General features: G+C 40.7%; 12 protein-coding genes and 1 pseudogene. 3 read left to right on the top strand and 10 right to left on the bottom strand.

All coding sequences use genetic code 11. The features are described 5' to 3' along the window. Window positions 1–102: 102 nt before the first annotated feature. From FPK91_RS13935 to FPK91_RS13915, 5 genes are all read right to left on the bottom strand, one after another. Window positions 103–927, bottom strand: coding sequence for a hypothetical protein (locus FPK91_RS13935; protein ID WP_144211811.1), 825 nt, complete (start codon window positions 925–927; stop codon window positions 103–105). A gap of 17 nt (window positions 928–944) precedes the next feature. Further along, a complete protein-coding gene (locus tag FPK91_RS13930) occupies window positions 945–2,291 on the bottom strand; it encodes an OprO/OprP family phosphate-selective porin (protein WP_144211810.1) in 1,347 nt (448 codons plus the stop codon). Between the two features lie 316 nt (window positions 2,292–2,607). Continuing rightward, window positions 2,608–3,930, bottom strand: a complete 1,323-nt coding sequence (locus tag FPK91_RS13925) for a hypothetical protein (protein WP_144211809.1) — start codon at window positions 3,928–3,930, stop codon at window positions 2,608–2,610. Between the two features lie 16 nt (window positions 3,931–3,946). Then, complete coding sequence (locus tag FPK91_RS13920; RefSeq protein WP_144211808.1) at window positions 3,947–4,417, bottom strand: CYTH domain-containing protein; 471 nt, start codon at window positions 4,415–4,417, stop codon at window positions 3,947–3,949. A 208-nt stretch (window positions 4,418–4,625) separates the two neighbouring features. Continuing rightward, window positions 4,626–5,261: a hypothetical protein gene (locus FPK91_RS13915; RefSeq protein WP_144211807.1), complete on the bottom strand. Its 636-nt coding sequence runs from the start codon at window positions 5,259–5,261 to the stop codon at window positions 4,626–4,628. A gap of 322 nt (window positions 5,262–5,583) precedes the next feature. Between FPK91_RS13915 and FPK91_RS13910 the strand changes: the two genes are divergently transcribed. The 3 genes from FPK91_RS13910 (at window position 5,584) to gltS (ending at window position 9,630) form a co-directional block, all read left to right on the top strand. Continuing rightward, window positions 5,584–7,185, top strand: a complete 1,602-nt coding sequence (locus tag FPK91_RS13910; RefSeq protein WP_144211806.1) for an SLC13 family permease — start codon at window positions 5,584–5,586, stop codon at window positions 7,183–7,185. Window positions 7,186–7,226: 41 nt separating this feature from the next. Further along, window positions 7,227–8,243: a helix-turn-helix domain-containing protein gene (locus tag FPK91_RS13905; protein WP_144211805.1), complete on the top strand. Its 1,017-nt coding sequence runs from the start codon at window positions 7,227–7,229 to the stop codon at window positions 8,241–8,243. Window positions 8,244–8,400: 157 nt separating this feature from the next. After that, the gene (gene gltS / locus FPK91_RS13900) at window positions 8,401–9,630 is read left to right on the top strand and encodes a sodium/glutamate symporter (RefSeq protein ID WP_144211804.1); all 1,230 of its coding nucleotides are present in this window, start codon (window positions 8,401–8,403) and stop codon (window positions 9,628–9,630) included. Between the two features lie 94 nt (window positions 9,631–9,724). Here gltS and FPK91_RS13895 read toward each other — a convergent pair. The 5 genes and pseudogenes from FPK91_RS13895 to gpsA all read right to left on the bottom strand — a co-directional run bounded on the left by FPK91_RS13895 (window position 9,725) and on the right by gpsA (window position 15,665). Beyond that, window positions 9,725–10,454, bottom strand: a pseudogene (locus FPK91_RS13895) (SDR family oxidoreductase). 82 nt (window positions 10,455–10,536) lie between these two features. Continuing rightward, window positions 10,537–11,328 (bottom strand): PhzF family phenazine biosynthesis protein, encoded by a 792-nt coding sequence (locus FPK91_RS13890; protein WP_144211803.1) that lies wholly within the window; start codon window positions 11,326–11,328, stop codon window positions 10,537–10,539. Window positions 11,329–11,352: 24 nt separating this feature from the next. Next, window positions 11,353–13,017, bottom strand: coding sequence for an ABC1 kinase family protein (locus tag FPK91_RS13885; protein ID WP_144211802.1), 1,665 nt, complete (start codon window positions 13,015–13,017; stop codon window positions 11,353–11,355). Window positions 13,018–13,304: 287 nt separating this feature from the next. Beyond that, complete coding sequence (locus FPK91_RS13880; RefSeq protein ID WP_144211801.1) at window positions 13,305–14,498, bottom strand: BaiN/RdsA family NAD(P)/FAD-dependent oxidoreductase; 1,194 nt, start codon at window positions 14,496–14,498, stop codon at window positions 13,305–13,307. A 150-nt stretch (window positions 14,499–14,648) separates the two neighbouring features. Next, window positions 14,649–15,665, bottom strand: a complete 1,017-nt coding sequence (gpsA, locus tag FPK91_RS13875) for an NAD(P)H-dependent glycerol-3-phosphate dehydrogenase (RefSeq protein WP_144211800.1) — start codon at window positions 15,663–15,665, stop codon at window positions 14,649–14,651. Window positions 15,666–15,668: the final 3 nt, after the last annotated feature.

The following is a 15,668-nucleotide window of genomic DNA, read 5'->3' as shown; positions in this document are numbered from 1 at the left end:
TCTCCTGTTATAAATAATATGGAAGGGAAATCAGAGAGGTTGACCGAGTATTAATATGGGAGTGAATCATAATACCCGGTCAGGGGTTAACCGAAAATGAAGCTAGTTAAATCCTTTACTCATTTTAAAAGTCGAACTTGTTTTTGAACCATTGTGTCCTTGTTCATACGGCACCTTTTCTACAGCGTCATACAAATGTTGGTACATTTCTTCTAACTGAGCTTTGTCTTTAACATGCCCTTTAAAAGAAAACTCATGGAAACTAATTCGTGGTTTACGGTAGTACGGAGTCCACACTTGAAAGTCGACTTCTACATTATCAAAACGCTGGTCATTTAATGTGCCCTCCCAGCCATGAGTGCGCATTACCATTGTTTGAATAAAATCTGCTTCGTTGGCTTCATAAATATCACCAACAATATCCCACATCACAGAGTTACGTTTTAAGATTTTAAACACCGCTGCAATATCGACATTTTTAACATCTATGTCAGTAGGTGAATAAGGTACGTCGTAGCTCACACTGTAAGCCGCTTTACCATCGGTATAATCAATTTCAGCTTTACGGTAATTGGTTAACTCACCAAAACTTTCAGGGTTCTCAGCTCTTAACTTAACTGTGATTTTACTTTTACGTGGCTTACTGACATCTTCACGTACGCGGATATTAATATCTTTGGCTTTTAAAGCACGATTTGGAGTATCAATGTAAGTCACTAATTTAACTTTCAACCGTTCTTCTAGGCCAATAAAATCAAACGCTTTTTTAAACTCATCCGTTTGCTTAGATGCCGCATAAGGAAGTGTTTTACCGACACCCGTGTTTACATGGTATTCAAGTGAAGTAAACGCATCCGGTGATAAGGCATAGGCACTTGAGCTTAAACACAAATTAACCAAACCCACTAACAACAAGTTGTTTCTCATAAGATGTTTTCCTTCTGTTAAAACGCAAACTGCAATCTAGCTTGGAATATATTGCCATCTTGTTCGTACATCTCGATACCGTTGATATCTGTGTATGGCTTTTTATAATCCGCTTGAGTGTGAACATAGTTAAACTGGGCTTTAAGGTTGTTTTCTAAATACCAATTAACACCGACGATATAATCTGTTTTCTCACCGCCAGTAACACCGGCATCGGTATCATCAAAATTAGCAATATCGACACGTGCAGCTAATTCCCATGCGCCATAGCCACCGGCAGAAATCGCATTAGCAGGTTTTATTGATTTAAAGGTGCCCTTCTTGCTGCCATATTTCCATTGCTCACCTGTTAGGGTATACACAGCTTGTAAATAGAACGCATCAACAGAGATAGACTCGTCTTCAATTTGATCCGCTTTTGAGGTTATGTATTCGGCTTGTACTAAGAAATTTCTGTGTTGATAAGCCGCTTCAACACCATAAGTTTGCACAGAATCAGCATCAAACTTACCAGTATCAATAGTACGACCTACAGGCTTACTACTTGGACGAGCACGATAACGCATTTCTACTGCAGTGCTATTATTCTTGGTATACATACCACTGGCACCAATGTGTAATAAATGGTCACTGCTTTTAATTGGCGCCATGGTCACGCGGCCATTAAACACATCTTGCTTGAAATTCAAGTCATCATCATTGATGTTGGCACTGGTGCCATAACCCATCATCACATTGTAGTCATTGCCTTTATATAACCACTGCACCCCAACATTACGATCTGGCGCAAAAATATCAGTACTCGCACGTTCTAGAAAAGCGAGATGCGCTGAACTGCCTGTCGCTTCAAGACCAAAACCGTATTTTTGGAAACCAAAGGTTAATTCAGAGTTTTCCCATCCTCGGTAACTTACGTTAGCATCTTTAACTTCAACTTCTGACTCGCCATCAAAATCAAATTCTAATGAATACTTCCATACATTTGAAAAGTAACCTTCGAGCCCAAATCGAACCCGGCGAAAATCAACAGTATTAGCGCCGCCTTCAAACTCACGTTTGCTACCAGTATAAAAATCATCAGAGTTAACGTAATCAAGCTGAATACGACCAGTAAACTCCATAGTAGACTGACCGTCTTTAGACATCAGTTCTGGTGAAGGGCTACCATTAGAGAATTTAACGCGATCAGTTTGATTTACAGCATCCTTCGCTTCAATCAACTCCATCTCTAACGCATCTAAACGCTCTTCGAGTTCTGTTACACGGTCTGTATCAGCGGCAGCAACCACGCCTGAAAAACAAAACAATGATACAGCGACAGCTTTAGCAACGTTCGAAACTGAAAACACATTTTCTTTGTTCATCTTTATCATCCTTAGATTATTTATAATATTTAATGTGGAACAAAAACGTTTCAATCTTGTTAGCTATAGATTAAGTCTTCGCTCATAAAAAAAACATGATCAACATCAACTAATTACAACTTAATCGTACAATTATTCCATATAGTTGATCTGTGGTGTTTTATGAAGAGCGCAAAAAAAGCGCGGATTAATCCACCAATAAAATAATGGCAGTCAGGAATGGTGGAAGAAGATATAAAAATCATAAATAGCTTATTTAAAAGGCTTTATAAGAAACAAAACCCCTTTAAATACTGATTAAAATCGCTTTTTAATTCTAATCTAGCTTCTCTAAACGATGAATACCTTTGCGGCTAGTGGTTAACTTATATCGCTGATATATCGACTCTCCGTCGGTTTTAATAGCAACGACTAAATTAATAGGATACACAGTATGAACCTTAATACTTTTAACATTTACGTCACTTTCAGACCAATGTTGACGAATAGATTGCGGTAAAAAACGTAATCGCTTACTTAAGTTAATTGTCAGTTTATCTTTAAACTTAAACTGAGGGTTCTCATCAGAATTGATATGCGATACATAACGTCGTTTGTACACCAAAGCATCACGAAAACTACGGCTATCCGCTCGAGAAAATAACTTACGTAACTGATTCACCTTTTCAGGCAGCTCTTCGGGACTTTGTCGATACATGGTCTCCTTGGCCTCAAAAATCAGCTTGTTTCGTTCACTCTGATAAAAGCGATAATGATGCTGTGAGTAGCGGGAAAAATACTTCTCCATTAAGTAATTGCGCCCAAGCTCCTTTATCCGGTCTTTAAAAATGTATGACAGCACCAAGGAGATAAAAAACGGTGTCGAAAAATTACCAAAGGCTCTTTGAGTCGAAAACGCGACACCTGTAGCAAACGCCATTGCTAAGGCTGCGGCAAAGCCAAAAATTAATTGTTCGACTACTTCGCCATTTTTAAGCTTTTTGCGGGTTAATTGATAAGGACGATTGATCACCCTTTTAGCTATGTGTAAGCGATTAAGGAGGTTTTCTCTGCCGGTATCAGTGTCATGGGTTAATCTGAGGTTGTGACGTTCGGCTAAAGCAGCCACTTTAACAATTTGCTGGGTAAACCAAATTTTATCGGCTTTTTCGGCTTGATGCTTAGCTTGTAATAAAGCCTGGTGATAATAATAAAGCAGTAAATGAAGCGCTAATTTGTATATCTTTGCTTGCGTTAGTTTTCCTTCATCATCGTGAATGCGGGCAAAATCTTCAATTCTGTCAGCGATATAAGCCAGCTGATCACCATTGGTGCTATTTAATACCTCAAGCATACCGGCAATAAATTCAGACAACGCCCATTTATAGCGAGTTTGATTGGTTTTTGCGGTGGCATAAGCAGTTTGCTTAATGATCATTAAGTCTTTATCAATGGTCTCGCAACTGATCGGCACCACTTTGACTAATTGCTGCTTCTGCAAAATATTGTGATAGAAGTTGGTTTTATCCATCACATCACTATTTTCAGCTAGCTTTGCAGGAAAGAAAAAATACACCTGCAATTGCAAACCACTTAATTCAGGCGGAATTTCCACCTGAATATTTAAGTGGTATTGGTCAGCAATTGATAATGACAACATCGCTAATTACCTGCATTTACCATTGGGTAAATGGCTGCTTCATTAGCATTGAGTTGTAGTAACGTGAATCACCCGTCACTTCTTCTGCTAACCAAGTTGGTTTATGAACGGTTTGCGCTTCATCCGTTAATTCTACTTCTGCAACGGTTAACCCTTGGTTACTGCCATAAAATTCATCAACTTCAAAAATATGACCTTCGTGATCAACCAAGAAACGAGTTTTATCAATTACACCTGGTTCGCAAATTTTCAGTAGTTCCTGCGCTTCTTCAACTGAGATTTCTTTTTCGAACTCGTACCGCGACGCACCTGATTCATTACCAATACCTTTTATTGTTAAGAAGCCTTTATCACCTTTTACGCGAACGCGAACAGTGCGCTCTGGGATACTGCATAAATAACCTTGAATAATTCGCACAGACTTTGCAGCTGATGCTTTAAATTCATCACTTGAGACTAAAAACTTACGTTCGATTTCTTGAGCCATGATCTTTATATCCTATGGTTGTTGGACTGACATAACAGGCCAACGAATGAGTTGTTATCGCGCCAATGGCGGCGAGTTTCTCATGTTGAGAATGAAATAGCCGAATAAGTCGCAAAGGGAGAAAGCACTTATTACGCCCTATTTAAAAACTAAACATGAGTCACTCTAATTGTCAGCGTTATCTAATTGATATGACATTAAAATGCTATTAGTTAGCTAACGGTAAGTTCTTCATGCCGATAACACGTTTAATAGCCTGTAGGTAGTTGATGTTCTCAACTCCTTCAAGGCGTAAGTCTTTCACTGTAGTTTGAATATCATCTAACTCTGTTGACTCACTGTTTACACTCACTAAACGTGCACCATTTACTAATACATTCGCAACTTCACAAATGGTGTTGTTAACCATGTAGCCAAAGCGTTCTTTATGGATTTTAACCGCTTGTAAATCGGGGTGCGCGTCAATGATGGCAATAAATTCATCAAAGCTATAGTTGTCTTGGGACAGCTCTGGTTGCTCTACCATAAATGCAGGGAAAATTTCTTTAATAAGCTGTTCACGAGAAATTGGAAATTCAGCTTTTAGTTTTGGATCCCACTGCTCCAGCCCATCAACGGTTTGCACATAGCTTTTTACATCCATTTTTCCGTCACGGATTTTAGTGTTATTTAAATCATTAGTGCGAGACATAATGTAAATTTCATCACTTTCACGACGCCATACTTTTTCAGGTACAGGTAAAGAAAGACGTGCCATACGCTCTGACGCCTCAGTAAAATCCTGACCAAAAGTACGGAACTCAAAGCGTGGTTTAGAAATTTCACCAATTGTTAACTCAGACATAATGTTTCCTTTCATCCAAAATGATTTGTTATTAAATTCCCATTTACTGTACGCCCTAGAATTATAAAAAAACCCGATCTAGATCAACTTTTATAAAAATTAGTTTAAACCTAATCTTACAGGTGCAATAAACCCACAAATAAACAGTCAAATTAAATTCATTAAAAACAATAACATGCACACCCACACGTAGTTTCCACCAAACTACAGTAAAATATTTATTATAAACTAATCGTTCAATATGTTGATCTTGATCTATTTTTGTAACCAGTTAAAGGGTTAAGGTTATTGCAAATGGACTATGCGCTTAAGGTAAATAAGAATGAATAAAGAATCGCCGGCGAATATTGACCCGCTTGATATGAATCAATACAAGATGGAACGGCTTCCTGTCAGATCAAAATCTAACTTTGAGCTAATACTTGCTAAAAGTGGTGTATGGATAGCGCTGGCAGCTTTTATCTTTTTACTGACAGGTAATCCGGCCAACTTTTTAACCGATTTTGACCCTAGCATGCTGAGTAAGACGGCCTCTGAGCATTTTCAAGAAGTTGGATTAACAGAATTCAGTTGGCATGGTCAGGCAATGCTAGCCATTTTTTGTACCGCAGTTATTCTATGGATAACCGAGCCAATCCCTAATTATTTGACCTCATTAATGGTCATCATTGCCTTAGTGCTGACTGGCGTTTTACCTGAAAGACAAGCTTATGCGCAACTGGGGCACCCTATTATGTGGCTCAACATCTTATCTTTTATCTTAGCTTCGATGTTGGTGTCCTCTGGGGCAGCTAAGCGCTTTGCCTTATGGTTCATCTGCCGTTTTGGTACCAGTGCTACGCCTATCTTTTTTAGCTTCATGGTCATTAATCTTGCCTTATCAGCCTTTATTTCAGCAACCACGGCTAAGGCCGCGATATTAATGCCTATTTTCATGGTCATTGCCGCAGTATATGGCGCCAGAGGTGGCGAGAATAAGAATAATTTTGGTCGAAATTTAGTACTGCAAAACCTATTGCAGATAAACCTGTGCGCCGGTGCATTTGTGACGGGTTCAGGGGCCAATTTATTAGCGGCAAGCCTGATTGCTGGCGCCATTGGTGGTAGCTTCTTCTTCGCCGACTGGATGATTGTCGCTATGCCGATTGTGATATGTATGATTGTCATCGGCTGGTTACTGGCAACCAAGATTTTCTTCCCATTAGCACCAGAAGAACGCTTACCACAAATTGAAGGCGGTATGGATCGCCTCAAAGAAGAGCTTGATAAAATGGGTTCAATTTCACTACGTGAAATAAAATCCATCATTATTTTTGTCACCATTTTAATATTCTGGGCGACTGATAAATATCATGGCGTTAGCGCTACAGCGATTGCCTTTATCGGTGCAATTGTGGCCTTATGTCCTCGTATCGGTGTCGTCAACTGGAACCAAGTGGATGTGCCTTGGCATTTATTATTGTTCTCTGCTGGCGCATACACTTTAGGTGCGGGTTTTAAGCAAACGGATCTACCCAACTTAGCGGTTAATTTCAGCTTAGAATACTTTGGCATGGACGAATCAACCTCTTTTAGCGTGTTCTATATAGCACTAACTGGTGCAATGCTATTGAGTTCACTGGTATTCCAATCAAAAACCATGCGAACCATGTTGTTTGTGCCTATCGCCATTGGGATTGCACAGCGATTTGATTTCCCAATAATGAGTCTGGCGCTACCAGTCGCACTGCTAATTGAGCATGTTTATGTACTGCCCTTTAACAGTAAGCCTGCATTACTCTTGTATTCAACCGACCAATACAGCTTAAGTGATAGCTTTAAGTTCGGCTTTACTATGCTGATGATCGGCTGGGTCACCAGTATTCTAATGGGAGCAACCTGGTTTAAATGGCTAGGATATACCCCGAACGGTGTTTTTTGGTAAGATGAAGATAGTTGGCAAATACTTAACGATAATAAGCAGATATGAATTCAAATAAAAATGAAATTCGCAGCAAACTCGCTCTGCTTCAGTTAGCAACTGAATTAGGGAGTATCAGTAAAGCTTGCGACATTATGGGTTATAGCCGAGACAGCTATTACCGCTTTAAAAAACAATACGAAGAAGCTGGTGAGAGAGGCCTTAAAAACCTGTCACGTAAAAAGCCCGCGCTTAAAAATCGTGTTTCTCAAGAGGTTGAAGATCAGGTCATTGAAATAGCCCTCGATTACCCTAATTACGGTCAAGCCAAAGTGGCGGAATTACTGACAGCGCGAGGTTGTACCATATCAGCCAGTGGCGTACGTACCATTTGGGTTCGCCATAACCTTGAGACCAAGAAGAACCGTTTAGTGGCGTTGAATAGTCGTTTGCGCCAACAAAACCAACTCAGTTTTAAAAGTCAGCACGATATGGAACAGCTCTACAAGCTGGAACAGACAGAGACAGCATTAGAATGTAAGTATCCCGGAGATGTCTGCGTACAAGATACCTATGTCATCGGCGAGATTGACCCAATCGGTCAGTTGTTTCAACACACATTTATTGATGCTTACAGCCAATATGCCATTGCGATTGTCAGTGACCAAAAAGATTCTGTCTCTGCGGCAGAGTTTTTAACTGACGATGTATTAACTTGGTACCACCAGCAAAATATCAACATCAATAATGTATTAACCGACAGAGGGGCTGAGTTTTCTGGTAAGCAAAGCGAACCTTTTAAAGCCATTTTAGAACGTAATAACCTCAACCATATCCAAATGCGTGCTTATAACGGCCCGATTGTGAATGGTCTTGCTGCGCGGTTTCAACAGCTGGCATTTGATGAGTTTTATGCGCCCTACTTGAAAAGTAATCGCATTACTTCAATTATTGAACTCAATCGAGAGTTACAAAATTGGATTCAAAGATATAACCACCAATATGCGATTGCGGGTCGATATACCTTAGGTAAAACTGCCGTTGAAGTGCTTCAGCTCAGTAAACATCTTATCCAGCCATAAGGGCTACGATGCACCTCATCCGGAAATAAGTGACAAAGCCTAACGACTGTTAGGCTTTTTAGTATTTACATAAATATACGCTCTGCTTGTATCAATCATTCTCTATCCCATGTAAGAATACCGTTAACAATCTAATTACATTGAACAAGGAAGCGTTATGGAGTTTTCCGATGGTATTGTGCAGTTAAATTCATTTTTCACTGTCACAGTCGGTATTATCGTATTGTTTATCGGTAGACGACTTAATCAAGTCGTTGGATTTTTGAAAGAATTTAGCATTCCAGAACCGGTATCTGGTGGCATTATTTTCTCGATTTTATTTACCCTGATTTATCTTGTCGCTAGCATTGAGATTAACTTCGACTTAATGGCGCGAGATATATTACTGGTGTACTTTTTTACCACAATTGGTATCAACGCCAGTTTAGGCGACTTACTGAAAGGCGGAAAACCACTGGTAATTCTGTTAGTCGTCACCATTGGTTACATGATTTTGCAAAATCTAACCGGTATTGGGGTGGCAACATTGTTTGGCCAAGAACCTATTGTGGGTTTACTCGGTGGTAGTGTGTCATTAATTGGCGGTCACGGGACTGCTATTGCCTGGGCTCCCAAGATTCAAGAACAGTTTGGCTTATCAAGCGCCATGGAAATTGGTATTGCCAGTGCCACGTTCGGTTTAATCCTAGCAAGTTTAATGGGTGGCCCCATTGCGAAATACTTGATAAATAAACACCAATTAAAACCTTCAGTTGATTTAGAAGCCTCAAATACCCAAGGCAAAGAAACCGATACAGCAGTCAAAATGACCTCGTTTGATTTCTTAGATGCGCTATTAGCAATTCATATCTGTGTCATTTTAGGCTTTATATTAAATGAAGCGGTCAGCAGTTTAGGGCTAGACTTACCCTTGTTCGTTACCTGTCTATTTGCCGGTATTGTAATGACCAATCTAATCCCTAAAAACTACCCCCGCATTACTGGCACAGCTTGGCCTACTCGTACTGCTGCTATTGATTTAATTGCAGACATGTCTTTAGGAACATTCTTAGCCATGTCGCTAATGAGCATGCAACTATGGACGCTAGTTGATTTGGCAGGGCCTATTTTTGCCATTCTAGGGATGCAGTTTATTGTCGCGATTGCAGTTAACTTATTTATTGTATTCCCAGCAATGGGGAAAAATTATGATGCAGCGGTTATCTGCTCAGGTTTTGGCGGGATTTCATTAGGCTCGACGCCGACAGCTATGGCTAACATGTCTGCTGTATCGATGCGTTATGGTTACTCAGCACAAGCCTTTATTATTGTGCCGCTGGTATGTGCGTTCTTTATTGATTTAGCCAACGCATTAATCATCCCTTACTTTATTGGGTTAATGCAGTAACTTTTATGACTTAGTAAGAATTGAATTTAAAAACGGTAATCATGATGATTACCTTTTTTTTGGCGGTCGAACTGAACGGTTATCAATAACAAACTTAACGACCACCAGCAATGTCGATAAAAGTGCCAGTAACATAAGAAGCTTCATCGGATAATAACCACGCGATGGCGTTAGCCACCTCTTCAGGTGTACCGCTTCGCTGTAAAGGCGTTGTAGCCCCTAATCGATATGCTCTGTCTGGTTCACCGCCATCAGCATGTATATCAGTATCAATAAGCCCCGGCCTTACAGCATTCACACGAATACCTAAAGGCGCAATCTCAAGAGATAAACCTGTGGTTAGTGAGTCAATGGCTCCCTTTGAAGCTGCATAATCAATATATTCATTAGGCGCTCCTAGACGAGATGCTGCAGATGAAACATTAACGATGGCGCAGCCCGTACTCATGGACTTTAATGCTTCGCGACAACATAAAAAACAGCTAGACACATTCGTCGTTAATACTAGGTTGAATCGCTCAAGGCTCATATTCGCTAAGCGAGATTGTTGATATAAAATGCCAACGTTATTAACCAAGTGCGTCACTTTACCTAAGCCTTGCTCGACCTCTAAAAATAGCTTATTCACTTCAACCTCTATAGCGACATCAGCTTTAACAGCAATAGCTTGACCACCAGCGGCATTAATATATGCAACAACCTCATCTGCAGCATGGCTCTGGCGTTTATAGTTAACACAGACAGCATAACCTTGGCTTGCGTAACTTTGCCGTAGCAGCCCCAATGCCTCGACTTGCTCCTGTTACTAATGCCACTTTATTCATGTCTTTTCTTCCATGCTGTTGGTTTTAGGTTCTAATTTCGAGCTTCGAGCTTTAAATTAAGCAATTAAGCAATTAAGCGTAATTAGACATAAATGGTGCCAAGTAGATATAAAACGCCATAGCCAGAAACCAATACCCGATCACCATCCACCTGACAATGTAATACCCCGCCACGCTTTGATGCCTGTCGAGCTACGAGCTTGTTGGTACCAAGAATCCCAGACCAGTAAGGCGCTAAACCTGCATGAATAGAGCCAGTAACCGGATCTTCATCACCACCATTAGCTGGCCAAAAATAGCGAGAAACAAAATCGAATTGCACATCCCTCGCGGTCACAACCACATCATAAGGAGCGAGGCTTTTAAGGATTTCAGATTGAGACTCAACCTCTTTAACTTCAGCTGCTGACGACATTACAGCAAAGTAGGCTTGCTCATTTTTGAGCACCGCTTGTGGCGCTATAGATAATCCAGCCAGTAATGCTTCAGGCACTGCGTTAATTGGCGATGGCGCGCAATTAGGGAAACTCATTTGAATGCGTTTATCAGCTAACTGAGTCACTGTTAAGCTCCCCACTTTGTCAGTGATAAACTCAATCTCACCATCACAACTCAAATGTTCAAACAACACGAACGATGCAGCAAGGGTGGCATGACCACAAAAGTCGATTTCAGTCATAGGTGAAAACCACCGAATTTCATATCGATTGGCAGAGAGTGATTTTATAAACGCTGTTTCAGATAAGTTGTTCTCAGCAGCAATGTTCTGCATTAAATCCACTGATAACCAATCAACAACCGGCACCACCGCAGCTGAATTACCACCAAACTGATTATCGGTGAAGGCATCGACCACAAAAATTTCTAATTCCATTTACGCGATTCCTTATTTTAAAAGTTATGTTTTCTTAGACAAGTCACCTGAACGTCCGACAGCTAAAAGTAATTTCCCCGCCAACCAACTACCAATAGCCGTAATACCAAAACCAATAATAGACACACCTTCATATAATGGCGGCACTTCACTGCTCAGCACCATACAACCTCCCAGAAAAATAGCCCCACTGAGTACCCCATAAACAAGGCGATTAATGATGGTATCTAAACTTCTATGGTTAAGATTAATATCGAACTGACCATTACTGACTTTTTGAGTTAATTGCTCAATATCTTCTGGTAACTTATTAATAATCCGCTGCCAACGAATCGATGAGGCGACAGTTTGTTTAAGTACATTTTTAGGTGCGAATTGAGCCGCTTTCATCTTAAACGCATAAGGGCTGATGGCATCAGCTAAGCTGATATTATTATCAATTTGCTTTGATAAGCCCTCAAGCATAATGAGAACTCGAATTAACATTGATATTTCGGTTGGAATAACCAACTTATGTTGTTTGATAATTCGTACAAACTCAGTTAATACTTCAACTAATTTAACTTCATTCATTTCAACGTCTAAGTATTCATAAACGAATTCACTGATGTCCTTTTCAAGAAGGACTTTATCAAGTTGTGGCTGTGCCTGACACAATTGAATCACTTGATAAGTCAATTCTGCAGGGGCTTTTTCAGCTATCGCTATCAGCAGATGTTGCAAGCGTTGTTGAATACTTTGACTCAAACGCGCTGTCATTCCCCAATCGAGAATACCTAATTGATTATTTTCGAGTCGCCATATATTACCGGGGTGAGGATCTGCATGAAAAAAACCAAGTTCGAAAATCATATCCAAATAGACTTTAATTCCGGTAGTGGCAAGCTTACTTGTGTCAGCACCTTCGTGCTTATGAAGTTGGGCTTTCGTTATGCTATCGCCTTTTAAGCACTCCATAACCAGCACCCGCTTACTGGAATATTGACGATAGACTTCAGGGATATGCACATCTGCATTTTGACTAAAGAAACTGCTCGCCCGCTGCATGCTGCGAGCCTCTTTTACATAATCAAGCTCATTGAGCAGCATCTTAGTAAACTCAGCAATCAAGCGAGATGGCTGGTAAAACTTTAGCTCTTTTTGGTACATCTCAGCCAACGGCATTAAGCGCTTTAAAATTTCCACATCAGCAAGAATTTTATCTTCGATCCCGGCATGCTGTACCTTCAACACCACTTCTTGACCATCGACTGTCGTAGCTTGGTGCACTTGTCCTATTGATGCTGAAGCTAAAGGGGTAAAACAAAACTCGCTAAACATTTCATCAAATGACGGTTCGAATTCAGACTCAATGGTTTGTATTACGAGGTCTTGGCTATCAGCGGGAGTATCGGCTTGTAGCCGAGTCAGTTCATCAGCCACTTCTTGGCCAACCAGATCTGCACGGGTACTGAGTATTTGACCCAACTTAATAAAGGTGGTTCCCAGCTCGCCAAATGCCAGCCTTAACCTCACAGCAAAAGATAACGACACTAATTGCTTACCAGTATCATCAACAAAAACGCTCTTAATAAACTCTGGATTATTCTCTTTAATCCAGTTAGCTAAACCATATTTAACTAAAACAGTAATAATTTGCCGAGAGCGCTCGGAGTGATTAATTAGTTGTTTGATATCAGATAACTTCATCAAAGCCCCTTGATTATATTCTCATTATTATGGAAGCGTATACTTGGTCAATTATCGAATTCAGCCCCCAACAATATTGATAATTACTTTAGTTGATATGACCGAAAACAAATACTAAAACTTGGATAAAAAGACAAAAGATTCACACTAGAAAAACGGATAAGGAGAGGGTTTAAAATAAATACATCTGATGGAAGAAAAAAGAAGAGACACTAAATAGTGTTTGACCACTATCGCAGTCAAATACCATTTTTATAAAGGGTTTTATTGAATCAAATATATAACAGTTAAACCGCCATTCCAGCAGCAACACCAGAGCTCCAGGCCCACTGAAAATTAAACCCTCCGAGCCAGCCGCTTACGTCCATAACTTCACCAATGAAGTAAAGGCCAGCAACATTCTTAGCTTCCATAGTTTTAGACGATAACTCGTTAGTATCAATGCCGCCTAGGGTCACTTCAGCGGTGCGATAGCCTTCAGTGCCATTCATGACGATATTCCATTCATTGAGGTCTTGTGCTATTTGGTCACGTTCACCATGACCTAACTGATTTAACGCCTTATCAAGCAAGGCTTCATCAAATAATGTTTCAACTAAGCGCTTGGGTAACCAATGACTTATGGTATTACGTAAGCTTTGTTTAGGGTGGTTAGCAAGTGCCAGTTCAATTTTATCCTTCGCAGATTCGTTAGGTAGCAGGTTAATACTAATGCCTTGCCCCGCTTGCCAGTAATTTGAGATTTGTAAAATTGCAGGGCCTGATAAGCCGCGATGAGTAAACAGTAATGCTTCGCTAAATTGAGTGCCGTCTTCTGCAGTGATTGTTGATGGCACCGCAATACCAGATAACGGTTCAAAGCGCTCTTTTTGCTCTGCATGCCATGTAAACGGGACTAATCCCGCTTGAGTCGGTAATACGCTTAAACCAAATTGTTCAGCTAGCTTGTAGCCATAGGGTGATGCACCCAGCTTTGGCATTGATAGTCCGCCAGTCGCTATCACTAGTGATTCGCAGCTAAAGTCACCGTTTGAGGTAGTAATTTCAAATTTCCAGCTATCATTGCTTACCGTTTTAGTCACTGACACAATATCGGTGCGCAGCTGTACTTGAGCACTAGCCCATTCACACTCTGTCATCAGCATACTGACGATTTCTTTTGCTGAGTCATTACAGAATAGCTGCCCATGATCACGCTCATGGTATTCAATACCATGACGTTCAACCAACTCAATGAAGTCACTTGAGCGATAGCGTGCTAAGGCTGACTTAACAAAATGACTGTTACCACATAAGAAGTTATGGGGTTCCACTTTTTGATTAGTGAAGTTACAACGACCACCACCACTAATGAGAATTTTCTTGCCTGCTTGCTTAGCATTATCCAGCACCAAAACATCACGACCTCGATAGCCCGCTGTAGATGCACACATTAATCCTGCTGCGCCAGCGCCAATAATAATTACATCATGATGTTTCACAAGCTTACTCTCTTCTAACAATAGTTTGGGTCAACATTTATGGCATTAAAAAACGATTATTAATATACGCCTTAAAGGCATACTTGGGTTTATTTCGACCACAAAAAAGGGCGCTATATTAGCACCCTTTTAATCGCATTCACACTTACACTAGTCTGAGATAGTTTCAGACTTTTGCTCACGGCCGAGGAGCTCTTTAGCTGCATCGACTGGTGCTTTACCTTTGTAAAGCACTTGGTATATTTGCTCGGTGATAGGCATTTCAACATTAAGACGTTTAGCTAAAGTGTAAACCTCTTTAGTATTGCGATAGCCTTCAACCACTTGACCAATTTCGACTTGAGCAGTATCGACATCGCTGCCTTTACCTAGTGCTAAGCCAAAGCGACGGTTACGAGATTGGTTATCAGTACAGGTCAGTACTAAATCACCAAGGCCCGCCATACCCATAAAGGTATTAGCATCTGCTCCTAGCGCGACACCTAAACGAGTGAGTTCAACTAACCCGCGAGTGATTAACGCTGTGCGTGCATTAGCACCAAAACCGATACCATCTGACATACCTGCGCCAATTGCGATAACGTTTTTAACAGCGCCACCTAATTGTAAACCAGTAAAGTCATCGTTGGCATAAACACGTAAACGCTTAGGACTATGCAATAGCTCCACTAAATCATTAGTAAAGTCAGGGCAAGTACCCGCCACCGAAATCGCTGTAGGCATTCCTGCAGCAAGCTCTTTTGCAAAGGTGGGGCCTGATAATACTGCTAACGGAAATTTATCGCCTAATTGTTCCAGCGCAACGTCTTGCAATAATCGACCTGTTTCAGGCTCTAACCCTTTGGTTGCCCAAACAATGCGAGCATCATCTCGTAGCAAAGGTTTAGCCTGTTGCAGTACTAAGCCAAATACATGACTTGGTACAACAACCAATACATTTTTACTCGCAGCAAGCGCTGTGGCTAAGTCATCAACAATTTCAAGACTATCAGGGAATGTAATCCCAGGTAGAAATGCATTGTTAGCACGATCATTAGCTAAAGCAGCCATATGCTCAGCCTCATGACCCCATAGTAAAGTCTTGTGACCACTACGAGCCAGAGAAATGGCAAGGGCGGTGCCGTAAGACCCCGCCCCTAATACTGTAATTTCGGCAGTATTATTCATATA

The organism is Shewanella donghaensis, from assembly GCF_007567505.1.
Taxonomy (GTDB): domain Bacteria; phylum Pseudomonadota; class Gammaproteobacteria; order Enterobacterales; family Shewanellaceae; genus Shewanella; species Shewanella donghaensis.
This window is presented reverse-complemented; position numbering and strand designations above follow the sequence as displayed.